Genomic DNA, 22,198 nt, shown 5'->3' with positions numbered 1-22,198 from the left:
ACGCCGCCAACAACTTCCCGGTCGTCTACAGCGGCATCGGACGCCGCTCCGACGAGTTCGCCGTCGTCCGCGCCGGCCTGAACTACAAGTTCGGCTCCTACTGAGACCACACCGCGACGGTCGCATCGCGACCGTCGCGCCGGACCGAACACGCCAGGGGCCGCGTCCGAGAGGACGCGGCCCCTGCGCCGTTCAGGCGGCCGGAGCGCGGCCCGGAAGCTCGACGGCCCGCGGCCGCCGGCCGGCCGTCGATCCTGCCGGCCCGGGCGCGGGCCTCAGCCGAGCGCCCAGAAGAGCGGCAGGGCGCCCGCCAGGAACAGCGCCGAGGAGACGAGCACGGCGACGCGCTCGCGATGGCGGAGGATGAGGGCGTGGGGCTGGGCGAACATGGGATGGCGGAGCTGGGGGAGCCGGTTCGGAGGCGCGCGGCCACGCTGGCATCCGAACCTTGACGGATCGGGGGCAGGGCGCGTCATCCACAGGCGGTCGTCGGCCGGTGTCGCGGCCGTGCCACAGGGGCCGGCGGCAGGCCGTCCGCCCGGCGGCCCGCACCGCCACCGCGACCATCGTGCGGGCGTTCGAACCGCCGTCGGGCCGTGGTCGGGTCCCCGGAGCGGCGTGCCTCAGGCGACGGCCGCGTCGGGGCTGCCGGGCGGCAGGAAGCCTTCGGGCGCGTCGAGCTGCGCGGCGAACCGCTCGATCGGCTGCGGCTTGCTGATCAGGTAGCCCTGGGCCTCGTCGCAGGCCTCCGCAGCCAGGAAGCGCATCTGCGCGTCGGTCTCGACGCCCTCCGCCACGACGCTCATCCCGAGGCTGCGGCCGAGCCCCAGAACCGCCCGCACGATCACCGCCGCCTGCGGGCTGACCTCGACATGGCCCACGAAGGACCGGTCGATCTTGATCTTGTCGAAGGGGAAGGCCTGCAGCGTCGCGAGGGACGAGTAGCCGGTGCCGAAATCGTCCATCGCGATGGACACGCCGAAGGCCTTCAGCCGGCGCAGGATGCCGAGCGCCCGCGCCATGTCGTTGATGATCAGGGTCTCGGTGATCTCGAGTTCGAGCCGCGTCGGCGCGAGGCCCGTCTCGGTGAGGATGGCCAGGACGCGCTCGGGCAGGTCCGCCTGCTGGAACTGGCGCGGCGACAGGTTCACCGCGACCTTCAGCGGGTGCGCCCAGCGGGCCGCCTCCCGGCAGGCGGCCCGGAGCACCCACTCGCCCAGCGGCAGGATCAGCCCGCTCTCCTCCGCCAGGGGGATGAAGGCGTTCGGCGGCACCAGACCGCGGGTCGGATGCTCCCAGCGCACGAGCGCCTCGAACCCGAGCAGCCGGCCGGTGCCGGTGCTCACCTGCGGCTGATAATGCAGGATGAGCTCGTCGCCCTCGATCGCTTGGCGCAGGTCGCGCTCCAGGTCGCGCCGGGCCGCCTCGGCCGCGTCCATGGCGGGCTCGAACACCCGGTGGGTGTTCCGGCCCTCGGTCTTCGCCCGGTAGAGGGCGAGATCGGCGCGGCGGAACAGGGTCTCGCTGTCGAAGCCGTGGCAGGGCGCCCGCGCGATGCCGACGCTCAGGCCCACCTTCAGCCGCCGCTTGCCGAAGGCTATCGGCGCCTGGACGGCCGCGATCAGGCGCGCCGCCAGGGTCTCCGCGCGGGCGGGGTCGTCGGCATCGGCCACCAGCACGGCGAACTCGTCGCCGCTGAGGCGCGCCACCATGTCGTCGGCCCGCAGCACCGCCCGGATGCGGTGGGCCACCGCCCGGAGCAGGAAGTCCCCGGCCGCGTGGCCGAGGCTGTCGTTGACGGCCTTGAAGCGGTCGAGATCGAGGCACAGCACCGCGCAGGTGCCGCCGTTCAGGTGCATGTCGGCGAGCCGGATCTCCAGCCGCTCGTAGAAGAGGGCGCGGTTCGGCAGGTCGGTGAGGCCGTCGTGGCGCGCCATGTGGGCGACCTGCCCCTCGGCCGCCTTGCGGGCGGTGATGTCGATCTGGGTGCCGATGAAGCGCAGCGCGCGTCCGTCGGCGGCGCGGGCCACCACCTTGCCGCGCGTCATCATCCAGGCCCAGGAGCCGTCCTTGCGGCGCATGCGATGCTCGGACATGTAGGTCGGCGCCCGCCCGCTCAGGTGCTCGATCAGGGCCCGCTCGGCCGCGCCCGCATCCTCCGGGTGGAGCAGGGCCCGCCACGTGCGGGCGTGGCTCGCCAGCTCGCCGGGCTCGTAGCCCAGCACACCCCACCAGCGGTCGGAGGACCACGCCTCCCCGGTCGTGAGGTCGCAGTCCCAGAGCCCGTCGCTGCCCGCGTCCTGCGCCAGGGCGAGGCGCGTCTCGCTGACCTGCAGCGTCTCCTCGGCCCGCTTGCGCGCGGTGATGTCCGTGAAGGTCCTGACCGCACCGCCGTCGGGCAGCGGCACGGTGCGGATCTCCAGCACGGTGCCGTTGGGGCGCTCGCGCTCGTAGGTGTGGGCGCGGCGCTCCAGGCCGCCCGCGGCCACCCAGCGCTGCAGGGTCTCGCTCGCCGTCCCGAACTCGCCCTGCGCGATCTGGTATTGCCGGACCGCCTCGAAAGTCGGGCGGGACCGCATCAGCGCCGGCGGCAGGTCGAGCAGCGCGAGGGCCCGGGCATTACAGACTTGAACGACGCCGGCGGCGTCGATCATCATGAGCCCTTGATCCATCGTGTCGAGAACGGTGTCGAGGAGCTTCGCCTTGTCCCGCAGCGCGACCGTCCCACTGTTCATACCCGGGGATCCCAATCGTCCGCCTGGGCGAACATTCTGCTGGACGGTGCGCGCTCCCACCGGCGGCGACGGTACCATCGGGGAGCTTTCCGGATTCTTTCCGGAGGCGCTGTATTCAATCGCTGCGTGCACTCCGGTCGGCGGACCGCGACGAGGTCGGGGCGCGGATCCCTGCGGCGGCGTACCGGGCCTTGCCGGGCAGCCCGCGGAGCCCTCTGATAGGCGGCGCGCAGCGGGGACCGGGCCATGGCCGTGAGGCGGATCGTCACCGACATCCGGGCGATGCAGGTCGAGGCGGCGCGGGCCTTCTACGGGGACGTGCTCGGCCTGGAGGTGGTCATGGATCACGGCTGGATCCTGACCTTCGCGGCGCCCGGGATCTCGGCGACGCCGCAGATCAGCGTGGCCAGCACGGGCGGCTCGGGCACGCCGGTTCCCGACATCTCGGTCGAGGTCGACGATCTGGCGGACGTCCGCGCCCGCGTGAGGCGGGCCGGCCTGCCCGTGCTGTGCGGCCCGGCCCGGGAACCCTGGGGCGTGGAGCGGTTCTACGTCCGCGACCCGTTCGACCGGCTGGTCAACATCGTCGCCCATCGTGCGTGAGGCCGCGCGTGGGGCGCGGCCGGCCGCTCACTCGGCCTCGTCCCGGACGAGGGAGATGCAGGTCCGCACCATCTCCTCGAGCCGCAGGTCCTTGGTGTCTCCGATATTGGCGGTCTCCTCCAGGCAGCGCATGAAGTACGCCGCGTCCAGCCTGGGCGACAACGTGTGGAAGGCCCGGCCCATCCGGGTGGAGAAATCGATCTTGTCGGTCGCGCTCGCCCGCGGCCACAGCGAGGCCCTGTCGTCGACGGTCAGGCGCGCGGCATGCGCCGGCAGAGGCGCGCATCCGAGAGCCAATAAGACGATTATAAGCTTGGTCTGCATTGTAAATCTCCTTTCCTGCGGCATAACCCTGCGTGCCTCTGCGCAGCGGTGACGGCCGACGGACGCGCTGCTCGTGCGACAGGATGGGAGAAGCGATGCGCGCGGTCCGTCATTCCGGCCCAGTCTCGGCCGGCCTGCTGGCTCTTCTGACGGCGCAGGCGCAGGCGCAGCCTCCGACACAGCCCCAGACCCAGCCCCCGATGCAGGCGCAGGACCCGGCAGCCGCCGATCCGCGGCGCAACCAGGCGGCGAAGCTCGCGGGGCTCGCCGGGTTCGTGAACCTCGAATGCCCCGGCCTGCGCAGCGATCCCGCGCGCCTCAAGCAGACCGTCGAGGCCCTGGGCGTCGATCCCGCGAGCCTGGAGACCGGCGACCTGCACCTGACCGCGACCCGCTACATCGCGGCCTACCAGAAGGACGTCGCGGCCAATTGCCGGAAGGCCGAGGCGACGTTCGGCCCGCAGGGATCGATCATTCCCGGCCTGATCGTGCCGCGGTAGCCCCGCCCCGCTGACGGCGGCCGTCCTCACACCGGGCGCCCGTGCCGCGACAGGGCGATGTGCAGCAGGTCGGCGAGGCTGCCGGCGCCGAGCTTCTGCTTCATGCCCGAGAGGGCGGCCGACACGCTCCGGTGGCTCATCGACAGGCTGTCGGCGATCGCCTCGCTGGACTTGCCCGCGCCCAGCAGCGACAGGACCTGAACCTCCCGCGCGGTCAGGCGCGCGAGGGGCGATTCCAGGAGCCCGGCATTCAGCATCGCGACCTTGGTCGCGACCTCGTGCGGCAGGTAGCTGTGCCCGGCCGACACGGCCGCCAGCGCCTCGTGGAAGCGCGTCACCGCCGTGTCCTTCAGGACGAAGCCGTGCGCCCCGCCCTCGATGGCGCGGGCGACGATCACCGGATCGTCGTGCATGCTGAAGGCGAGGATCCGGGTCGCCGGCTCCAGGGCCCGCACCCGGCGGATCAGCGACAGGCCCGACAGCCCCTGGTCGCGGAAGCCCAGGTCGGTCACCACCAGCCCGGGCCGGTGGCGGTGGAAGCTGCGGTAGCCCGACACCACGTCCGCGGCCTCGTGGACCGCCCGGACGCCGGCATCCTCGGCGAGATGGCGGAAGCCGCGCCGCACGACCGGGTGGTCGTCGACGATCAGCACCGCGTCGAGAACCCGCGGGCCGTCCCGCCCCGCCGGGCGGTCGGCCGAGGCCCGGGCGGCACTCACGGCGTCGCCTCGCGGTCCGGGTGCGGGGCTGCGAGGCGCGCCAGCGCGGCCGCGTGGTCGGCCCCCTGCATCCGGGCGTTGTAGTAGTGCTGGCACATCTCGCCGTAGAGGCTCTTGCGGCGGCCGCGCCCCGCCGCGATACCGCCGAGCCCGCCGAGGATCGCGCCGTAGCCCTCGCCGATGCCGGCCTCGGCCAGCATCTGGCCGAGCTGGACGGTGCGGTTGGCGATCATGCGCGGGTCCTCGATGAAGCCGTCGCGGGCCCCGGCCAGCGCGGTCGCCATCGCGCGCACGCGGGGATCGTCGGCCGGCAGGACCGTCCCGGCCTCGCGGCCCGCGAGCCAGCGGGCCGGGTCGGTCCCGTCGGTCGGCGCGAGCCAGGCCGGCAGGGTGCCCTCGGCGGTGGTGGCGACGACCGCGCCGGCCTCGTCCGCCCGCTCGTCCGCCCCGCGGTCGCAGGCGCCGAGGGCCAGCAGGACCAGGCCGGACGCGATCCGGACGCGGCCGGCGCGGCTCATCGCGCGGGCTCCCCGGCCAGGACCGTGCGCGGCCCCTCCGCTACCTTGATGCGCGCCGTCTCGCGCCACGTGGCGAGATCGATCACCGAGACGTCGTCCGAGAACCAGTTCGCCACGTAGGCACGCGGACCGGCCACCGCGATGCCCTCGGGATAGGGCCCGACCGCCACGGTGGCGACGATCTCGAGCCGGGCCGCGTCGATCACCGTCACGGCGGCGGCGTGCTGGTTGGTGACCAGGATGCGGCGGCCGTCGCCGGTGACCGCGACCCCGTAGGGCATCCGGCCGGCCGGAACCGTGGCCAGGGCCCGCAGCGTCCCCGTGTCGATCACCGTGAGATCGCCGCTGCGCACGTTGGCGACGTAGAGGCTCGCCTCGTCCGGCGCGAGCGCCAGGGCGAAGGGCGCCTCGCCGGTCGGGACGACGGCCACCCGGACCATCGTCCCGGTGTCGATCACGCTGACCTGACGGCTCTCGCGGTCGGCGACGTAGAGCCGCCCGCGCCGGTCGAGGACGAGATGGGCCGGGTCGCGGCCCACCGCGGCGGCGCCCTCGACGGCGCCGGTCGCCGCGGCGACCTTCAGGACGCGGTCGCCCGACCAGTCGCCGACGAACAGGTGCGCGCCGTCCGGGCTCGCCGCGAGGCCGAAGGCCTGGCCGGGGACGGGCAGGCGGCGGGGCGGCTCGCCGGGCGCGACGACGGTCACGGCGCGCCCGTCCGGGTGGGTCAGATAGAGGCGGCCGGCCCGGTCGGCCGCCGCCGCCACCGGCGCCGGCCCGAGCGGGATCCGCCCGGCCACGGTCCCGGCCTCGATCCGCGCCAGCTCGGCCCCCTGCTGGCTGACGACCCAGACCGGGTCGTCCGCCGCGGACGCGGCGCCGGTCCCGGCGACGGCCGCGACCGCGAGCGTCGCGATCAGCCAGCGGTGGCGCATGCGGGGCCTCAATGGGTTGTCCGGCCCTCGACGGCCGCCTTCAGACCCTTGAGCCCGTCCGCGAAGTAGCGGTTCATCGCCGTGCGCCCGGCCTCGTCGCCGAGATTCTCCGGCGGCTCGTTGCCGGTGTCGCCCCGGTAGAAGCGGCCGATCCACGACACCCTGGAACCGGTCCCGTCCGGGGTCACGGTCAGCGTCGCCGAGTAGGAGGAGACCGGGAGCGCCTTCAGGTCCGGGTCGGACATCCGGTACGAGTAGGTCCGGCCGTCGGCCAGCCACTCGTCCAGCCCCTCGACCAGGGTGCCGCCGGCCTTGAGGGTCACCCGGCGGGTCGTGCCCTCGACGTTGCCGCCACTGGCCTCGGCCTTGGCCACGTCCGGGTGCCAGCGCCCGATGCCGCCGAAATCGCCCACCACCTTCCAGACCGCCTCCGGGGGCGCCTGGATGGTGATCGACTGGTCGATCTTCTGCGGCGTCGGCCCGTGGGCCAGCGCCGCGCCGGCGAGGCCGACGACGGCGAGGCCCGCGGCGAGGGCCGGAAAGAGGGCCGGAAAGAGGGCGAGGGGCATCCGCATGGTCAGGTCCTGATCGCTCCGGTTGGAGCAGGGGTTGGAGCAGAGTGGGCCCCGCGCCCGCGGAGCACGCGGAGGGCGCGGGCGAGGGGCGCCGCCAGGAGGGCCAGGAGCGTCAGAGCCAGGGCCGCCGCCAGGAGGGCGGGCCGCGGGTCGAGGCGGCCGGGCAGCGGGCGCGGCGTCGCCGCGGCGCGCAGAGGGGCGGCGAGACCGCCCGGCCCGTCGAGATGGACGTAGCCGAGGCCGGTATCGGCGGCGAGGCGCTTCAGGTAGGGCTCGCGGACCGACGAGAGGTGCTCGGTGCCGTGGGCGGCCTGGGCGCCGAAGGGGGCGTTGCGCGGGTTGTAGCCCTCGCGCGACTCCGCGTCGGCCGGGGGCGGCCCGGAGCGGTTCTCCTGCTGGACGTCGCTCTCGCCGAGGAAGCCCGTCTCGCGCCCGCGATCGTCGAAGCGCGGGATCGGCGACAGGCCGTAGCCGCCCGCGCCGACGATCAGCCCGCGCACCGCGCCGGGCCTGCCGTCGAAGGTCGGGCCGCCGGAGGCGGGCAGGGGCGGCGTCTCCTGGCCGTCGGTGAGGAACAGGAGGTCGGCGTCGATCTCCCCCGCCATGGCGATCGACCGGAACAGGCCGGCCGCGACGCGGCTGTCCCCTTCCCAGGCCATGCGCGGGTCGAGGGCCGCGATCGCGCCGTCCAGCGGCGCGAAGTCGGCGCAGACCTCGACCGGCGTGAACAGCAGGAACGGCCGCCGGTCGGTGAACAGGCCGAGCGCCACCCGCGAGCCGCAGGGGAGGTCGGGCAGCGTCGCCCGCAGCGCCGCCTTGACGGTCTCGAGCCGGCTCACCGACACGCCGGCGGCGGGATAGTCGCGCACCGCCATGCTGCCGGTGATGTCGACCACCGCCAGCACCGACACGCCGGTGCGGGTGACCGGGATCGGCGGCGCGACCAGGGCCGCCAGCGCCAGCGCGAGGGCGGCCGCCAGGGCGCGGAACCGCCCGTCGCGCAGGTTGCGGGCGACGAGAGGGGGCAGGACCGAGGGCCGGAGGAGGGGAAGGACGCGCCGCGGGCTCACGGGCCGCCCCGCGGCTGGCCGGGGATGTCGGTCCAGATCTTCTTCGGCTCGGCGCGGAGCTCGTCCCCGGTCTTGCGGTCGAAATCCGGGTAGTCGCGCACGAGGCGCGAGGCGACGTCGAGGTTGTACTTGGCGTCCCAGAACTCCGGCCGGGCCTGGAGGGCGCGGCGGTAATCCTGCCGCGCCAGCGTCACCTGGGGCGCGGCCTTGTCGAGGTCGCCCCGGCCGATCAGCGCGAAGGCCTGTCGCATCCGCGCGTTGCCGATGACGTACCGCGCCCGGGCCGCCTCCCGCACCGCGCCGGCGCGGTCGAGGCCGGCGAGCAGGGGCTCGGTCTCGCCGAGACGGTCCCGGGCGGCGAGGAAGCCGATCCGCGCCGCCAGGAGGGCCGGCCGCGCACCCGGCTCGACCGGCCGGTCGCGGCCGGCCTCCAGGGCGGCGATCCGGTCGTCGTCGCGCGCCGCCATCCAGCCCGAGACGGCGAACCACAGGGCGGCGGCCGCGAGGACCAGCGGCAGCGCGACCAGCAGGGCCGGCCGGACCCGGCGCCACACCGCGCCGACGCCGAGGCGAGGGAGCGCGGCGCGGCGGCGCGGGGCCGGGCCGTCGAGGAGGGCGCCGGAACTCATGCCGCCCTCCGCGCCGCCGCGCCCACAGCCTCCGTCGCGGCCTCCGTCGCGGTCTCCGCATCGGCCGACGCCCCCGCGAGGTCCGCCTCCGCGAGGTCCGCCTCCGCGAGCTTGGCCAGGACGAGCAGCGCGAGGCCCAGGGCGGCGAGCGCGGCGGCGAGCCCGGTCAGGTCCCGGCGCGGGCGCTCCTCGACGTAGGGGATCGGGTCCCGCTCCAGGGCCTCGATCTGCCGGATGGCGGCGGCCACCGCCGCGGCGCCCTCGGCCTCGAAGGCGCGGTAGGGCACGCCGAGGCTCCTGAAGAACAGGTCGAGGTGGCGCTCCGGCGCGGCCTGGGGCGTGTCCTCGCCGGCCGGCCGGTCGGCGATGCCGGGCGATCCTTTGGTGCGCAGGAACAGCCAGTACAGGTTCGGCCGGATCCGCGCGACCGCGGCGCGCAGCTGGTCCTGGATGCGCGGGTCGATCACCGCGGCGCCGTCGGAGACCAGCAGGAGCACCCGCGAGGCGCCGACATCGATTCCGAACTGCGACAGGGCCATGCCGAGACCGCGGCCGATATTGGTATAGTCGAGGCCGGGCCGGTCGATGGCGGCGATCGCCGCCCGCACGGCGTCGTGGCGGTCGGTCATCGGCATGACCAGCATCGGCGCGGTGGAGAAGGCCGTCACGGCGAACAGGTCGTGCGCCCGGGCGCCGACGAAATCGGCCAGCAGGCGCCGGGAGGCCGCGGCCTTCGATTCCTCGGCGCCGGAGGGCTGCCGGCCCGCGAAGGTCTCGTTCATGCTGCCCGAGCGGTCGATCAGCAGCGAGACCTGCGCGCCGATGCCGAGGCGCTCGATCCGCGCGCCCGTCCGGTAGGGGCCCGCCAGGGCCACGATCAGGCCGGCGACGGCCAGGACGCCGGCGAGCGTCAGCGCCCGGCCGAGCCAGGCCGAGACGGGATCGGCCGGGGCGGCGGCGACCGCCGGCACGGCCGTCCGGCGCAGGGCCGAGCGGGCCAGCGGCAGCAGCGCCAGCGGCAGGAGCCACAGGACCCAGGGATCGGTCGCGCCGAGGCGGGCGAGGAGATCGGTCACGGCCTCACGCGCTCCGCTCCGCCGCCGCGAGCCGCGCCAGGAGCGCCTCGGCCTCGGCGCGGGGCCAAGCCCCGCGCGCGGCCGGCAGGCGGCCGCCGAAGAAGGCGAGGCGCGAGGCCTCGAAGAAGCGCGCGAGCCCCGCCGCCTGGTCCCGGAAGGCCCCGTGCCGGGCGAGGAAGGCGCCGAGATCGTCGGCCAGCACCCGCCTGCCGTCGGTCCGATCGAGGCCCCGGTGCAGGGCCAGCAGCGCCGCCCGGTAGGCCTGATCGAGATCGGCTCCCGCCCGCTGCCGCCGGAGCGCGCCCAGAGCCGCCGCGAAGGGCCGGCCCCGCCGCTGCCGGAACGGTCCCCAGGCCCGGTCGTGCGCCAGCGCCAGCGCGGCGAGGCCCGCGAGGGCGCCGAGACCCGCCGCCGCCGCGAGGTCCGGCCCGGGATCGATCCGCCCGCTCCGGCCGTCCGGGCGCAGGTACTCGGCCGGATCCTCGCGCCGCTGCGGCTGCACCTCGCGCAGGGGCGAGACGCCGAGGCTCCAGCCCGGCACCTGGACGGCGGCGGTGGTGAGGCCGGTCGCCGCCTCGCTCGCCAGCGTCAGGGGGAAGCCCGGCACCTCCAGGGTGCGGGCGTCGAGGGCGGCGTAGAAGCTCTGGTAGGTGAGGCGCAGGCGCACCCGCCGGCCGCCGGCCGCCGGGGCCTCGTCGACCGCGACGGCGCGCAGGTCGAGCCAGTAGGTCACCGGACCGGGCCGGGGCAGGGTCGCGCGCTGCAGCCGGAAGTCGGGATCGGCCAGGATCTCCACCTGCGCCTCGACCAGGTCGCCCAGGAAGATCCCGAAGGGCCGCGGGCTGCGCACCTCGACGGAGCGCACCTGCGCGGCGGCCGGGCCGGCCGTCAGGGCGAGGGGCGCGGCCAGGACGCCGGCCAGGACGCCGGCGCGAAGGCCGGCGAGGTGGCCGGCCGACAGGAGGGCGGGACCGCGCGCGCCCATGCTCAGGTCGTCATCAGGTGGCGGGTCAGCGCCTGGGCGTCGAAGCGCCCGGCGAGGCGGAAGACCCGGCGCGCGAAGGGCGCGGCGGCGCGCTCCAGTGCAGCGACCCGGTCCCGCTCCCGGGCGATCCAGGCCCGGCGCAGGCTCGGGCGCAGCAGGACCACGCGGCGGCCGCCGCCCTCGAGATCGTCGAGCTCGACGAGGCCGAAGGCCGGCAGCGCCTCCGCCTCGGCGGGGTCGGCGAGCAGGATCGGCACCGTGTCGTGCGGCGCCAGGGCGGCGAAGACCCGGGCGATCAGCGCCTCGGGCCAGCGGAAGTCGGAGGCGAGGAAGACGAGCTTCGGCCGCCCGGCGAGCCGCCGCGCGGCCTCGAGCATGCCGGCGCAGCCGCGCCCCGCGCGCGGCGCGCCCGCGACCCGCTCGGCGGCGGCGACGGCCGCGCCCCGGTGGCGGGTCGCGGGCAGGGTGAGGTCGTCGCGCAGGGTCTCGTCGCAGCCGATCAGGCCGAACCCGTCGCTGATCCGGGTCGCCGAGACGGCCAGGGCCCGGCAGAGATCGCCCGTGAGCCGCGCCCGGTGGGCCGTGCCGGAGAAGCCCATCGAGGCCGAGAGATCGACCAGGACCCAGGTCTCGACCGCGGTCCGCGCCTCGAAGCGGCGGACATGCACGCCCTCGAACGGGTCGCGCAGCGTCGCCCGCAGGTCGATGCGGCGGGCATCCGGCAGTTGCAGGAACGGCACCTGATCGCGGAACGGGCCGGCGCCGCCGGCGTCGCGCCCCCGGTGGAGGCCGGCCCGGCTGCCGCGCGGCCGCCAGCGCGGCAGATAGACGATGTCGGCCGTGCGCGGGTCGCTCACGGCGCCGGCACCGTCTCGAACGCGGCCCGGCACAGGGCGGGCACGATCGCGCCGCGCTGCAGCTCGTGGACGGGCTCGAGGAAGACGCGGTGGGCCATCACGGCGGTGAAGACCGCCCGCACGTCCTCGGGCACCAGCCACTCGCGGCCCTCCAGCCACGCCCGCACCCGGGCGGCGCGCACCAGGAAGGCGACGCCGCGCGGGGAGGCGCCCCCCTGCACCAGGGTGGCGGTGTCGAGGCCCGGGAGCCGGATCCCGGCCTCCGCGGGGCGGACCAGCGCGTCCCAGAGGGCCACCACGTAGGCCTCGATCGATGGCTCCGCCCGGACGGCGTGCTGGATCGCGGCCGCGATGCCGCCGATCCGGGCGTGGTCGAGCACGCCCGCCGCGACCGCGCCGACGAGGGCGTCGGTGTCGTGGAAGCGCGGGTCGAAGACCAGGCTCCGGCGCACCGCCGCGTCCCGGGGCGCCTCCAGCCCGATCTCCATCAGGAAGCGGTCGCGGGCCGCGGCCGGGAGCTCGAAGGTCTCCTCGCGCTCGACGCGGTTGCGGTCGGCGAAGACCTGGAGGTTCGGGAACGCGTAGGTGCGGCCGAAGGCCTGGACGCTGCGCTCGGCCATCAGCCGGAGCAGCAGGGCGTGGACCTGCGGCCGCGCCCGGTTGATCTCGTTGAAGAAGAACACCGAGAGATCCTCGGCCCGGGCCAGGACCGGGCCGGGATCGACCCGCGGCCGGCCGTCGGGGCCGAGATAGGTGTGGTAGATCAGGTCGGTCGGCATCATGTCGACCGTGCCCTCGACGCGCTCGTAGGCCCCGCCCAGCGCCCGGGCCACCGCCCGCAGCAGGGTGGTCTTGCCGACGCCGACATCGCCCTCGAGCATCACGTGGCCGCGGGCGAAGATCGCGATCGTCACGAGGCGGATCGCCCGCTCCTGCCCGACCACCGCCTTGGCGACCTCCGCCTCGAAGCGGGCCGCCGCCGCCCGCCAGTCGGTGAGCATCGTGTCTCCGGGACGGAGGGTGTTCATGAGACGGTGCCTGCGCGTGTCGATGCGGCGTGCGCTGCCGAGCGTCGCTGCGGGCCGGCGCCGCAAGGCGGGCCGGCCCCAGGACGGTCGGGTCGGTCGCAATCAGTTCGAAGAGATCTTGGCGACGTCGTACTCGAACTTGCCGGTCTTCTTGGCGTTCTCGATCCGCTTCCGGTTGCGCTCCTCCATCTGCTTGATGGATTCGGCCTGCTTGCTGACCTCCTTCGGGTCGTGCTTGGGGTCGTACTTGGTCCCGGCGACCTTCTCGGGGAAGCCGGGCTTCGGCTGCCAGCAATTGCCCGGCGCCTTGCAGGTCTGCCCGTCATAGGCCAGCGCCGGTACCGCGAAGGCCGCCCCCGCGATCAGCATCGCCGCCGTGATCACTGTGCGCATCGTAGATTCCTCCGTCTCTTCCTGGGGCGGCCGGTCGGGCCGCCGGTTCGCCCCGTCTCCCGCGGGGCGCGACTTGCCGAGAACGGCTAGTCCAGCGGCTTGCACTGGCCGGGCGCGTCCTTGGCAAAGGTCTCGCCCTCCTTGAAGGGCTTGTAGGTCTTCTTCTGCGCGTCGGTGAGCCACTCGGCATCCTTCACCGGGCCCGTGTAGAGATGGCGGATCCAGGCGATGACCTGCAGCATCTCGTCGGGATTGAGATCCTCGTTGTGCGGGCCCATCATGCCGTTGGCGCCGCCCCAGAGCGTCGCGAACAGGCCGACATCGGTCGTGTTCGCCGGGTAGGTCCAGTAATCGTCGTTGAGACCGGGCCCGACCTTGCCCTCGCCGAGATGGCCGTGGCAGCCGGAGCACGAGGTCAGGAACAGGCTCTCGCCGTTCCGCAGGCAGGACTTGTCGTCGATGTAGAGGTTCTTGCCGGTCTGGAAGAACGTCTTGACCGCCTGCGTGTCCCGCCCGCCCGGCTTGCCCTCGGCCGTGTCCATCGCCTCGCCGGTGATGGTGTTGCGGAAGACGATGCCGGTCTGCGGGCCGGACTGGGGCTGGGCGCGGGCCGCGACGGGCATCGCCGCGGCGAGGGTGAGAAGGGCGACGCGGGCCGAACGTACGATGAGCATCTCTTGAGCGGGTCCTGATGTCCTGATCGATGGCCCGGGCGGGCCGGGCCGGTCTCGGTGGGGCGGTCTCGGCGGGGCGGCCTCAGTTCGCGGCGACGACCGGCACACCGTCCTGCTTGAGGATCGCCGCGATGGCGGGCCGGGCCTTCTCGATCCCGGCGTCGAGGGCCTTGCGCAGGGCCTCGTCGTCCTTGCGCACGCCCATCGACTGGTCGAAGACCTGCGGGACCTTGCGGCCGTCGCTGCCGGTCGTGTCGGCCGGGACCAGCGTCATGCGCAGGGGCGTCGGGGACTCCTTGACGTACCGGGCCACGTCCGGCCCGAAGGCGACGCCGACATCGGCCTTGTCGTTGGCGACCTCGCTGACGATGCGGGCCGGGTCGATCTGGGTGTACTGGTTGCGCGGCGACCGGAAGTTCACCAGCGAGTAGAGGTAGGCCATGTCCTCCTCGTAGCGGCCGATCTCCTTGAGCATCGCCTCGCCGGGGGAGCCGAACGGCACAACCATGTGGTCGAGGGTCTTGAGCCGCGGGTCGGACCACGACTTCACGTCGAGATCCTTGTCGGCGCGCGTGATGAAGACGTAGCCGCTCCGGTAGTACGGCCGGGTGGTCAGCACCCGCGGGTCGTCGCTGTCGAGGCCGACGACGACGTCGCAGGTCCGCTTCTCCAGGCCGTCGCGGACGAGGTAGATCGCGGGCTTCGGGAGCCAGACGAAGACGGGCTTCTTCCCCATCGCCTCGGCGACGGCGGCGGCGACGCGGTTCTCGAGCCCCGAGCCGTCCTTCATCGAGAGCGGCGGCTGCTTCTCGGAGGCGCAGATCCGAAGGGTCGCGGGGTCGGCCGGCGGGGCGGCCGGGGCCTTGCCGGGATCCGACTGGATGGAATGGGCCTCGGATTCCTGGGCCGCCGCCGGCCCGGCGGCCAGGGTGGCGAGCGTCAGGACGGCGGCGAAGCGGGCCGCCAGGATGCGGGCGCGCGGGCGCGGCATGGACGTTGATCCCTGTTGTCGGAGCGTTTCTTGTGGCGGGGCCGGACTGGCGGGGCTTGGCGGCGCCCCGCCCGCTCGGATCCGTCCCGCGATCCCGCCGGCCGTCGGGCCGTCGGGAGTCGTCGGGTGGGAGGTCGTCGGGCGGGCCTCACGCGGAGGCCTGCCGCGCGGCCCTTACTTGGCGGCGTGCTGCGCGTACTCGCCGACGTTCGGGTCGTCGTACGGGCCCTTGCCGTCCAGCGAGAACACCATCACGCCGCCGCCCATCTGGGTGTAGTTGGCGAGCTTCTTGAACGCGCCCACCGCGCCGAGGCCGGCGGTCGGGTCGGCGAGGTCGAACACCAGGCCCACGCCCGGCCAGCCGCCGACGCCGTAGTAGATGGCGACGTACTGCGTGCCCTTGTGGGTGTAGGTGATCGGGTAGCCGATGGCGCCCGACGGCAGCTTGAACTTCCAGAGGAGGTCGCCGTTGTCGGAGTCGCGCGCCTTGATGAAGCCGTCCAGCGTCCCGTAGAGGACGAGGTCGCCGGCGGTGGCGGTGGTGCCGCCCCAGACCGCGAAGCGCTCCATCTTCTCCCAGTTGAACTTGCCGGTGATGGCGTTGTAGCTCTTGATCTGGCCGAGGCCCTCGTAGTTCTGCCGGTCACCCTTCGGGCCCGGATACATGTTCAGCGTCGCACCGACGAAGAACTGACCCGCCCGGTAGGGCAGCATGAAGGGCTCCCAATCCATGCAGATGTGGTTGATGCCCATGTAGAAGGCTTGCCGCTTCGGGTCGTAGGAATCGTGACCCTGGTTGTGGTAGCCCATCGCCGAGGGGCAGATGTCCTTGGCGAGATGGTCCATCCGGGTGCCGTATTCCGGATCGCGCACCGGCGTGCCGGTCTTCAGGTCCACCGACTTGAACACGTTGACGGTGTCGTCGATCTTGTTGGCCGAGACCAGCGTGCCGTCCGTCCGGTCGAGGGTGTAGACGATGCCGTTGCGGTCCGGGTGGGTGAGGAGCTTCCTCATCTTCCCGTCCTTGTCCTTCTGGTCGGACAGCATCATCACGTTGACGCCGGCGTAGTCCCACTCGTCGTGGGGCGTCTTCTGGTAGCCGAACTTCGCCTCGCCGGTGTCGGCGTCGCGGCCGAAGATCGTCATCGTCCACTTGTTGTCGCCGGGACGCATGGTCTCGTTCCACGGCGCCGGGTTGCCGGTGCCGAAGTAGATCAGGTTGGTGCCCGGATCGTAGGCGTACCAGCCCCAGTTGGTGCCGCCGCCGATCTTCCAGGCGTCGCCCTCCCAGGTCGAGGTGCCGAGGCCCTTCTGGCCGTAATGGGCGTTGTGGATGTTGAAGTCCTTGGCGAGCAGCAGGTCCTCGTCCGGGCCGGTGGCGTAGGCGCGCCAGACCTGCGCGCCGGTCTTGACGTCGTAGGCGGTGAGGTAGCCGCGCACGCCGAGCTCGGCGCCCGAGGAGCCGATGATCACCTTGTCCTTCACCACGTAGGGGGCGATCGTGAGGGTCGAGCCGACCTTGATGTCGGAGTTCTCGACCTTCCACACCGTCTCGCCGGTCTGGGCGTTGAGGGCGGCGACGTTGCCGTCGAGCTGGGTCTTGAGGATCAGCGCCGGGGTCTTGCCGTCGCCGGGCCAGTAGGCGAGGCCGCGGTTCACGAGGTCGCAGCAGGCCACCGAGCGGGCGGCCGGGTTCTGCTTGGGCTTGTCCTGCCAGAGGATCTTGCCCGGATCGTCGAGGCCGAGGGCGAAGGTGTTGTTGGGGAACGAGGTGTGGATGTACATGACGCCGTCGACGACGAGCGGCGCGCCCTCGTGGCCGTTGAGCAGGCCGGTGGAGAACGTCCAGGCCGGCTTGAGCTGCTTGACGTTGCTCTTGTTGATCTGCGTCAGGTCGCTGTAGTTGTTCGAGTCGTAGTTCTTACCGGGCATCACCCAGTTCTCGTCGCTCTTCGATTTCTCGACGAGCTTGTCGTTGGCCTGCGCCACGCCCGCCATGGCGACCGGCGCGAGCGCCATGATCGCCAATGCCGAGACGGAATTCCGGAGCCTCATCATCCTGCGTCTCCTCGCCGGACTGCCACGCCGTTTGGCCTCACAGTCATCGTGGTGTTCATTCGATGGCGACACGACTTTCAACGACAGATCCGCCTCCAGCGTCGCGATATCCGGCTTATTTCCAGTATTCGCTGAGCTTATGAAAGACTTATTATCGTTGTGCGCCACTCGATTATTCGCACGGCTTGTAATGCGTGTCTTTGCAAAACGAAACATTTCTTTTCGGGATGATCCGGCAATACGACACCGGTGATCTGGTAAGATCACGGAGGTCTTGACCGGGCGCCGACCGCCATCCCAGACAGGCGGGAACATTGGGCTCGCGCGCGGGGCTGACGCCGTCCGCGACCCGCTCCGGGAGGACGCCATGGGTCATGTCACGGGCTGCGCGGCCCGCTCTCCGGTGCTGGCAGCCTGGATGGCAGCCTGGATGGCAGCCTGGACGCCGCCGGCCGTGGCGGCCGGGAGCGGCAGGGAGCAGCGCCACCTCGCGGCGCTCTATCAGCAGGACGGGCGGCGCGAGCTGACGGGGGCCGACCTGGACCGCTTTCCCGGCGCGGGCGTCCTGTGGTGTCGGCGCCCGGACGGGGTCCCCCAGAAGGCCGCCGCCGCGTGGCTGATCGGGAGCCGGTCCCTCGTGCTGATGAACGCGCACAATTTCCGCAACCGGCAGCTGGAGGTCACCCGAACCGTCGCCGATTGCTACTTCCAGATCGCCGGCCGGAACTACGCCTTCGTGCCCGAGATCCTGGACCTCGGCATCGAGCCCGAGGCGCGGCGCCTGCACATCACCGACGACTGGGCTCTGCTGCGCCTCGCCGAGCCGGCCGAGGCGCGACCGCAGCCGATCCCGGACCCGCCCGGCCTTCCGACCGGCGACCTCGCGCTCCCGGTGACGATGGTCTCGCCGGCCGGGCACGAGAACTACCGGGGGCAGAGCAGCCGGGAATCCTGCGCCGTCCGGCGGATCGATCCGCCGAGCGAGGGCGCGATCCGCCGCGCCCGCCACGATTGCAACGACGGCTACGGCGGATCGGGCTCGGGCCTGTTCGACGCGGAGGGCCACCTCGTCGCGATGCAGAGCGCGTCGCTGGCGATGAACCAGCGCCACGCCTTCGACATCGAGTTCCACTACGGCTCGGCCCTGCTGATCGAGGGCCGGCTCCTCGAGGCTCTCGAGGCTCGGGCCATCCAGACCCGGGACCGCTAGGGCGGGCCGCCGCCGGGCGTTCGCCCCGTTGCCGCGGGAATCCCGGTAAGCCCCCGGTAAGCAACGCGGCGATTTCCGCCCCGGGGCCGGGGGAAGTTCTCGACGGCGATGCGGCGGGACGCCAAAACTTAACGTTGAGCCACGAATCTGGTCCCGCGAGGGAGCCGGTATGCCCGCTGTCGGAACGTTCAGGGTCTGCGCGCCGGGACGGCCGCCGTTCGCGGAGGCCGTGGCAGAGGGCGTGGCCGAGGCGGTCGCGCTGCCATCCGTGCTCGTCACGATGCTGGGCAGCCTGATCGAGGCCTGGCCCCGCCAGATCTACACACAACCCCTGGTGACCACCCGCTTCCTCGGCCAGCGGACCACCTACGTCTGCGATCCCGGGCACATCCGCAGCCTGATGGTCGACCAGGCCGAGGCGCTGGAGCGGGAGCCGTTCATGCTCCGGGCGCTGGCCCCGGCCCTCGGCGCGGGGGTCCTCACCGCCGACGGGGCCCACTGGCGACGGCAGCGCAGGACCGCGACCCCGATGTTCCGGCCGGACCGGGTCCGGAGCTTCGTGCCGGCCATGGCCCGGGCCGCCGCGGCGACGCGGGCGCGCTGGCGCGACGCCGGTCCGGCCGGGACCGAGCGGGACATCCTGCGCGAGATGATGCGCACGACCTTCGACGTCATCGTCGCCACGATGGTGTCGGGCGATCCCCACCTGGAGGTCGGGCCCTTCGGGGCCGCGATGGACGCCTATCTCGGCCAGACCAGCTGGAAGATCGCCCTGGAGATGCTGCGGGCCCCGGCCTGGGTCCCGCATCCGGGGTCCCGGGCCGGGGCGGAGGCGGTGCGCTACCTGCGCGGCGAGGTCGCCCGCACGATCGCGCGCCGCCGGGCCCGCGGCGAGCCCGGCTCCGACCTCCTCGGCCTCCTGCTGCAGGCGCGGGACCCGGAAACCGGCGCGCCGCTCCCCGAGGCGAGCCTCGTCGACAACCTGCTCACCTTCGTGTCCGCCGGCCACGAGACCACCGCCCTGGCGCTGGCCTGGACCTTCCGGGTCCTGGCCGAGCACCCGGAGGTGGAGCGGCGCGTCGTCGCCGAGATGGCCCGCCTCGGCGGCGATCCGGCCGACGATCCGGAGGCCGCGGAGCGGCTGCCCTACACCCGCCAGGTGCTCCTCGAGGTGATGCGCCTCTATCCGCCGGCGCCGCTGATCGTCCGGCGGACGCGGGCCCCGGTCCGCCTCGGGGACGCGGTCGTGCCGGCCGGGCAGTCGGTCCACGTGCCGGTCTACGCCCTGCACCGGCACGCACTGCTCTGGGACCGGCCGGAGGCGTTCGACCCGGGCCGCTTCGCGCCGGAGCGGGTCGCCGCGCGGGACCGCTACGCCTACCTGCCGTTCGGCGCCGGCCCGCGGGTCTGCATCGGCATGAGCCTCGCCCTGACCGAGTGCCTCGTGATCCTGGCGACGCTGCTGCCCGCCTTCCGCCTCAGGCCGGTGACGGCGGAGATGCCGGCGGCGCAGTTCCGCGTGACGCTGCGGCCCAAGGGCGGCCTGACGATGAGGGTCGCGTCCCGCGATGGGGACCGCGATGGGGCCTGAGATGGCGACCGGGATGGCGACCGGGATCTCCGCGGGCGCGTCCGGCCCGCCCGGCGCGAACGGGCCGGGTGCGCGGCTCGGATTCTGGCCGGGCCGCCGGGCGCGATCGCTGCTCGGCCGCCTCTTCGGTCCCGACGCCGACGACGCGCTGCCCAGCCGCTACCGCCTGCAGGTGCGCGCGGGGCTCCTCGACGAGACGCTGAAGCTCGCCACCTACTCGGCGGTGACGCACCTGATCATCGCGCTGGCCGTCGCGTACTTCTTCTGGAGCACGGCCTCGCACACCTACCTCCTCGGCCTGCTCGCCGTGGTCGCGGTGCTGATCACGGCGGCGACCTACGCGACCTGGCTCTACTGGCGCACCCACGGCGACACCGCCTCGGCGCACACCGTCCGGTGGGGTTGCCGGATCTCCGCCGGCCTCGCCTTCGCCCTGGGCCTCGCCTGGGCGACCCTGCCGGTCGCGCTGTTCGCGCCCTCCGACGGCGACGCGCGGCTGCTCGTCGTCGCCATCGTGGCCGGCCTGATCTCGGACGCCTACGTGGTCGGCCCGCTCCTGTCGGTCTCGTACCTGTTCGCGGGCCCGGTCATCGTCGGCAGCTTCGTCGGTCTGGCCAGGTCCGGGGAGCCGGTCGCGCTCAGCATCGGCTTCCTGCTCGTCGTCTACGCGGTCTTCGTGGTGACGAGCGTGAGCCGCATGAGCCGCCTGTCGCGCCAGCGCATCCTCGACCGCGTGCGGGTCGAGGACCAGAGCGAGACGATCGGGCTGCTGCTCAACGCCTTCGAGGCGAATGCCAGCGACTGGCTGTGGGAGACGGACGAGACCGGGCGCTTCCAGCACGTCTCCACCCGGATGGCGGACGTCCTGGCCTGCCCGGTGCAGACGCTCCAGCACACCTCGTTCCCGGCGCTTCTGGCCGGCCGGGCGGAGGCGCCCCCCGAGGCCGATCAGAGCGCCGACCTGCTGGACCGCCTCCGGCGGGGCAGCGCGTTCCACCAGCACCTGATCGCCGTCGACACGCCGGCCGGCCGGCGCTGGCTCCGGCTGAGCGGCAAGCCGTTCCTCGACCAGAAGGGGCGCTTCGCGGGTTTCCGGGGCGTCGGCTCCGACGTGACCGAGGCCCGCCGGGCGGAGGCGCACATCGCCTATCTGGCCACCCGGGACCCGATGACCGGCCTGTCGAACCGGGTCATGTTCCACGACGTCGCGTCCGAGGCCTGCGCGGCCGCCGCCCAGATCGTGCCCCAGGCCGCGCCGGAGAGCGCGCTGCAGGACGCGCCGCAGGCCCCGGACGCGGCGGTCAGCCTGCTCTACCTCGACCTCGACGGCTTCAAGACCGTCAACGACAGCATCGGCCACGGCGCCGGCGACGCAATGCTGGGGCAGGTCGCCGACCGCCTGCGCGCCCTGCTCCCGGCCGACGCGCAGGCGTTCCGACTCGGAGGCGACGAGTTCGCGATCCTGCAGCGCGGCCGGGACGGCGCGGCCGCGCAGGCCCTGGCCGAGGCCGCGATCGCGGCCCTGCGCGAGCCCTACCTCATCGACGGCGTCCGGGCGGAGATCGGCGTCAGCATCGGGATCGCCTGCGCCCCGGCGGACGCGACCGAGCCCGAGGACCTGCTCCGGAAGGCCGACCTCGCGCTCTACAGCGCCAAGCAGGGCGGCAAGGGGCGCTGGCGGGGCTTCGACCGCGACCTGGACGTGCGCGTCCAGCGCCGGCACGAACTCGACGAGGCGATGCGCCAAGCCCTCGCCGACGGCGAGATGGTGCTGCACTATCAGCCGCTGGTCAGCCTGCAGGACGGCGCGGTGGTCGGCTGCGAGGCGCTGCTGCGCTGGACCCGGCCCGGTCTCGGCCCCGTCTCGCCCGCCGAGCTGATCCCGATCGCCGAGGGAACGGGCTTCATAATCACGATCGGGCGCTGGGCCCTGCGGCGCGCCTGCGCGGAGGCGCTGACCTGGCCGGCGCGCCTGCGCGTCGCCGTGAACATCTCGTCGGTCCATTTCCGCCGGCCCGACTTCTTCGCCGACGTCGCGGCGGTGCTGAGCGAGACCGGCCTCGCGGCGGACCGCCTGGAGATCGAGATCACCGAGTCGATCTTCCTGGCCAATACCCCGCACGTGCTGGACAATCTCCGCTCCCTGCGGGCGCTCGGCGTGCGGATCGCCCTCGACGATTTCGGGACGGGCTACTCCTCGCTGAGCTACCTGACGCAGTTCCCGGTCGACAAGATCAAGATCGACCGCGCCTTCGTGCGCGACCTGAGCAGCCGCCCCGAATGCCTGACGGTGATCGAGGCGATCATGGTCATCGCCCGCGACCTGCGCATCGACGTCACGGTGGAGGGCGTCGAGACCGAGCAGCAGGCCGAGCTCCTCCGGCTGCGGCGCTGCAACAGCGCGCAGGGCTTCCTGTACAGCCCGGCCCGGCCGCCCGCGGAGATCCCCGGCCTGATCGAGCGCCTGCCCCGGGCGGCGCTCCCGACAGAGCAAGCCGTCCGCGCGGTCGCCTGAGGGCGACGGCGCCGGGCTCCGGGTTGCCACGCGGCCGGAAACGGCTCTAGCGGGGACGACCACGCGGAACCGGGACACAGGCGCGCCATGCCCAAGGTCATCATCAGCGAGTTCATGGACGAGGCCGCGATCGCGGCCGAGCTCGCCGGCCTCGACGTGGTGTACGATCCGGGCCTCGTCGACCGGCCCGCGGACCTCGCCGCCGCCGTGGC

At 73.5% G+C, this 22,198-nt stretch carries 21 protein-coding genes and 2 pseudogenes; 7 read left to right on the top strand and 16 right to left on the bottom strand.

The window, feature by feature from the left end; translation table 11 throughout:
* A pseudogene (locus tag ACLBXO_RS30055) lies at positions 1-104 on the top strand (porin family protein); the annotation flags it as partial.
* A gap of 519 nt (positions 105-623) precedes the next feature.
* On the opposite strand, the gene ACLBXO_RS30050 reads toward ACLBXO_RS30055, so the two are convergent.
* Positions 624-2,735 carry a putative bifunctional diguanylate cyclase/phosphodiesterase gene (locus ACLBXO_RS30050; protein ID WP_331316016.1) on the bottom strand — a complete coding sequence of 704 codons (2,112 nt, stop codon included), beginning with the start codon at positions 2,733-2,735 and terminating at the stop codon, positions 624-626.
* Positions 2,736-2,981: 246 nt separating this feature from the next.
* On the opposite strand from ACLBXO_RS30050, the gene ACLBXO_RS30045 reads away from it, so the two are divergent.
* Positions 2,982-3,338, top strand: coding sequence for a VOC family protein (locus ACLBXO_RS30045; RefSeq protein ID WP_331316018.1), 357 nt, complete (start codon positions 2,982-2,984; stop codon positions 3,336-3,338).
* 27 nt (positions 3,339-3,365) lie between these two features.
* On the opposite strand, the gene ACLBXO_RS30040 is transcribed toward ACLBXO_RS30045, so the two are convergent.
* Positions 3,366-3,662, bottom strand: a complete 297-nt coding sequence (locus tag ACLBXO_RS30040; RefSeq protein WP_331316020.1) for a hypothetical protein — start codon at positions 3,660-3,662, stop codon at positions 3,366-3,368.
* Between the two features lie 95 nt (positions 3,663-3,757).
* Between ACLBXO_RS30040 and ACLBXO_RS30035 the strand changes: the two genes are divergently transcribed.
* Complete coding sequence (locus ACLBXO_RS30035; protein WP_447687688.1) at positions 3,758-4,162, top strand: hypothetical protein; 405 nt, start codon at positions 3,758-3,760, stop codon at positions 4,160-4,162.
* Between the two features lie 26 nt (positions 4,163-4,188).
* Here ACLBXO_RS30035 and ACLBXO_RS30030 read toward each other — a convergent pair whose 3' ends face one another.
* The 14 genes from ACLBXO_RS30030 to ACLBXO_RS29965 form a co-directional block, all read right to left on the bottom strand.
* The gene (locus ACLBXO_RS30030) at positions 4,189-4,881 is read right to left on the bottom strand and encodes a response regulator transcription factor (protein ID WP_331316023.1); all 693 of its coding nucleotides are present in this window, start codon (positions 4,879-4,881) and stop codon (positions 4,189-4,191) included.
* Entirely contained in the window at positions 4,878-5,399 is a 522-nt protein-coding gene (locus ACLBXO_RS30025) for an MxaH protein (protein ID WP_447687687.1), read from the bottom strand. The genes ACLBXO_RS30030 and ACLBXO_RS30025 overlap by 4 nt, the downstream gene beginning before the upstream one ends.
* Positions 5,396-6,334 (bottom strand): YncE family protein, encoded by a 939-nt coding sequence (locus tag ACLBXO_RS30020; protein ID WP_447687686.1) that lies wholly within the window; start codon positions 6,332-6,334, stop codon positions 5,396-5,398. Before ACLBXO_RS30020 ends, ACLBXO_RS30025 begins: the two co-directional genes overlap by 4 nt.
* 8 nt (positions 6,335-6,342) lie before the next feature.
* Positions 6,343-6,909, bottom strand: a complete 567-nt coding sequence (locus ACLBXO_RS30015; RefSeq protein WP_447687685.1) for an SRPBCC family protein — start codon at positions 6,907-6,909, stop codon at positions 6,343-6,345.
* 2 nt (positions 6,910-6,911) lie between these two features.
* Positions 6,912-7,979 carry a vWA domain-containing protein gene (locus tag ACLBXO_RS30010; RefSeq protein WP_447687684.1) on the bottom strand — a complete coding sequence of 356 codons (1,068 nt, stop codon included), beginning with the start codon at positions 7,977-7,979 and terminating at the stop codon, positions 6,912-6,914.
* Positions 7,976-8,608: an MxaK protein gene (locus tag ACLBXO_RS30005; RefSeq protein ID WP_447687683.1), complete on the bottom strand. Its 633-nt coding sequence runs from the start codon at positions 8,606-8,608 to the stop codon at positions 7,976-7,978. The genes ACLBXO_RS30010 and ACLBXO_RS30005 overlap by 4 nt, the downstream gene beginning before the upstream one ends.
* The gene (locus tag ACLBXO_RS30000; RefSeq protein WP_447687682.1) at positions 8,605-9,684 is read right to left on the bottom strand and encodes a vWA domain-containing protein; all 1,080 of its coding nucleotides are present in this window, start codon (positions 9,682-9,684) and stop codon (positions 8,605-8,607) included. Before ACLBXO_RS30000 ends, ACLBXO_RS30005 begins: the two co-directional genes overlap by 4 nt.
* 4 nt (positions 9,685-9,688) lie before the next feature.
* The gene (locus tag ACLBXO_RS29995; RefSeq protein WP_447687681.1) at positions 9,689-10,669 is read right to left on the bottom strand and encodes a nonribosomal peptide synthetase MxaA; all 981 of its coding nucleotides are present in this window, start codon (positions 10,667-10,669) and stop codon (positions 9,689-9,691) included.
* Between the two features lie 2 nt (positions 10,670-10,671).
* Entirely contained in the window at positions 10,672-11,526 is an 855-nt protein-coding gene (locus ACLBXO_RS29990; protein ID WP_447687680.1) for a DUF58 domain-containing protein, read from the bottom strand.
* Positions 11,523-12,554, bottom strand: coding sequence for an AAA family ATPase (locus ACLBXO_RS29985; RefSeq protein ID WP_331316027.1), 1,032 nt, complete (start codon positions 12,552-12,554; stop codon positions 11,523-11,525). Before ACLBXO_RS29985 ends, ACLBXO_RS29990 begins: the two co-directional genes overlap by 4 nt.
* Positions 12,555-12,656: 102 nt before the next feature.
* Positions 12,657-12,947, bottom strand: coding sequence for a methanol dehydrogenase [cytochrome c] subunit (locus ACLBXO_RS29980; RefSeq protein ID WP_012321128.1), 291 nt, complete (start codon positions 12,945-12,947; stop codon positions 12,657-12,659).
* 86 nt (positions 12,948-13,033) lie between these two features.
* On the bottom strand, positions 13,034-13,621 hold the full coding sequence (moxG, locus tag ACLBXO_RS29975; RefSeq protein ID WP_447687679.1) for a cytochrome c(L), periplasmic: 588 nt from the start codon (positions 13,619-13,621) through the stop codon (positions 13,034-13,036).
* Positions 13,622-13,703: 82 nt separating this feature from the next.
* On the bottom strand, positions 13,704-14,612 hold the full coding sequence (moxJ, locus tag ACLBXO_RS29970) for a methanol oxidation system protein MoxJ (RefSeq protein ID WP_447687678.1): 909 nt from the start codon (positions 14,610-14,612) through the stop codon (positions 13,704-13,706).
* A 174-nt stretch (positions 14,613-14,786) separates the two neighbouring features.
* On the bottom strand, positions 14,787-16,670 hold the full coding sequence (locus tag ACLBXO_RS29965; protein ID WP_331316033.1) for a methanol/ethanol family PQQ-dependent dehydrogenase: 1,884 nt from the start codon (positions 16,668-16,670) through the stop codon (positions 14,787-14,789).
* A 418-nt stretch (positions 16,671-17,088) separates the two neighbouring features.
* Between ACLBXO_RS29965 and ACLBXO_RS29960 the strand changes: the two genes are divergently transcribed.
* The 4 genes and pseudogenes from ACLBXO_RS29960 to ACLBXO_RS29945 form a co-directional block, all read left to right on the top strand.
* Positions 17,089-17,880 carry a trypsin-like serine peptidase gene (locus ACLBXO_RS29960; protein ID WP_447687689.1) on the top strand — a complete coding sequence of 264 codons (792 nt, stop codon included), beginning with the start codon at positions 17,089-17,091 and terminating at the stop codon, positions 17,878-17,880.
* Between the two features lie 169 nt (positions 17,881-18,049).
* On the top strand, positions 18,050-19,471 hold the full coding sequence (locus ACLBXO_RS29955) for a cytochrome P450 (RefSeq protein ID WP_331316035.1): 1,422 nt from the start codon (positions 18,050-18,052) through the stop codon (positions 19,469-19,471).
* Between the two features lies 1 nt (position 19,472).
* The gene (locus ACLBXO_RS29950) at positions 19,473-21,986 is read left to right on the top strand and encodes a putative bifunctional diguanylate cyclase/phosphodiesterase (RefSeq protein WP_447687677.1); all 2,514 of its coding nucleotides are present in this window, start codon (positions 19,473-19,475) and stop codon (positions 21,984-21,986) included.
* An 87-nt stretch (positions 21,987-22,073) separates the two neighbouring features.
* Positions 22,074-22,198, top strand: a pseudogene (locus tag ACLBXO_RS29945) (3-phosphoglycerate dehydrogenase); the annotation flags it as partial.

The organism is Methylobacterium sp. C33D, from assembly GCF_053345825.1.
The sequence above is the reverse complement of the archived record's forward strand: the minus strand, read 5'-3'. Positions and strand labels throughout refer to the sequence as shown.

Bases quoted from the DNA above. Each gene is read 5' to 3' on its own strand.
- ACLBXO_RS29995 (WP_447687681.1), bottom strand. From the start codon at position 10,669: ATGGGCGCGCGCGGTCCCGCCCTCCTGTCGGCCGGCCACCTCGCCGGC.
- ACLBXO_RS30005 (WP_447687683.1), bottom strand. From the start codon at position 8,608: ATGAGTTCCGGCGCCCTCCTCGACGGCCCGGCCCCGCGCCGCCGCGCC.
- ACLBXO_RS30045 (WP_331316018.1), top strand. From the start codon at position 2,982: ATGGCCGTGAGGCGGATCGTCACCGACATCCGGGCGATGCAGGTCGAG.
- ACLBXO_RS30020 (WP_447687686.1), bottom strand. From the start codon at position 6,334: ATGCGCCACCGCTGGCTGATCGCGACGCTCGCGGTCGCGGCCGTCGCC.
- moxG (WP_447687679.1), bottom strand. From the start codon at position 13,621: ATGCTCATCGTACGTTCGGCCCGCGTCGCCCTTCTCACCCTCGCCGCG.
- ACLBXO_RS30015 (WP_447687685.1), bottom strand. From the start codon at position 6,909: ATGCGGATGCCCCTCGCCCTCTTTCCGGCCCTCTTTCCGGCCCTCGCC.
- ACLBXO_RS30035 (WP_447687688.1), top strand. From the start codon at position 3,758: ATGCGCGCGGTCCGTCATTCCGGCCCAGTCTCGGCCGGCCTGCTGGCT.
- moxJ (WP_447687678.1), bottom strand. From the start codon at position 14,612: ATGCCGCGCCCGCGCGCCCGCATCCTGGCGGCCCGCTTCGCCGCCGTC.
- ACLBXO_RS30025 (WP_447687687.1), bottom strand. From the start codon at position 5,399: ATGAGCCGCGCCGGCCGCGTCCGGATCGCGTCCGGCCTGGTCCTGCTG.
- ACLBXO_RS29955 (WP_331316035.1), top strand. From the start codon at position 18,050: ATGCCCGCTGTCGGAACGTTCAGGGTCTGCGCGCCGGGACGGCCGCCG.
- ACLBXO_RS29965 (WP_331316033.1), bottom strand. From the start codon at position 16,670: ATGATGAGGCTCCGGAATTCCGTCTCGGCATTGGCGATCATGGCGCTC.
- ACLBXO_RS30040 (WP_331316020.1), bottom strand. From the start codon at position 3,662: ATGCAGACCAAGCTTATAATCGTCTTATTGGCTCTCGGATGCGCGCCT.
- ACLBXO_RS29960 (WP_447687689.1), top strand. From the start codon at position 17,089: ATGGCAGCCTGGATGGCAGCCTGGACGCCGCCGGCCGTGGCGGCCGGG.
- ACLBXO_RS30050 (WP_331316016.1), bottom strand. From the start codon at position 2,735: ATGAACAGTGGGACGGTCGCGCTGCGGGACAAGGCGAAGCTCCTCGAC.
- ACLBXO_RS29950 (WP_447687677.1), top strand. From the start codon at position 19,473: ATGGCGACCGGGATGGCGACCGGGATCTCCGCGGGCGCGTCCGGCCCG.
- ACLBXO_RS29980 (WP_012321128.1), bottom strand. From the start codon at position 12,947: ATGCGCACAGTGATCACGGCGGCGATGCTGATCGCGGGGGCGGCCTTC.
- ACLBXO_RS29985 (WP_331316027.1), bottom strand. From the start codon at position 12,554: ATGAACACCCTCCGTCCCGGAGACACGATGCTCACCGACTGGCGGGCG.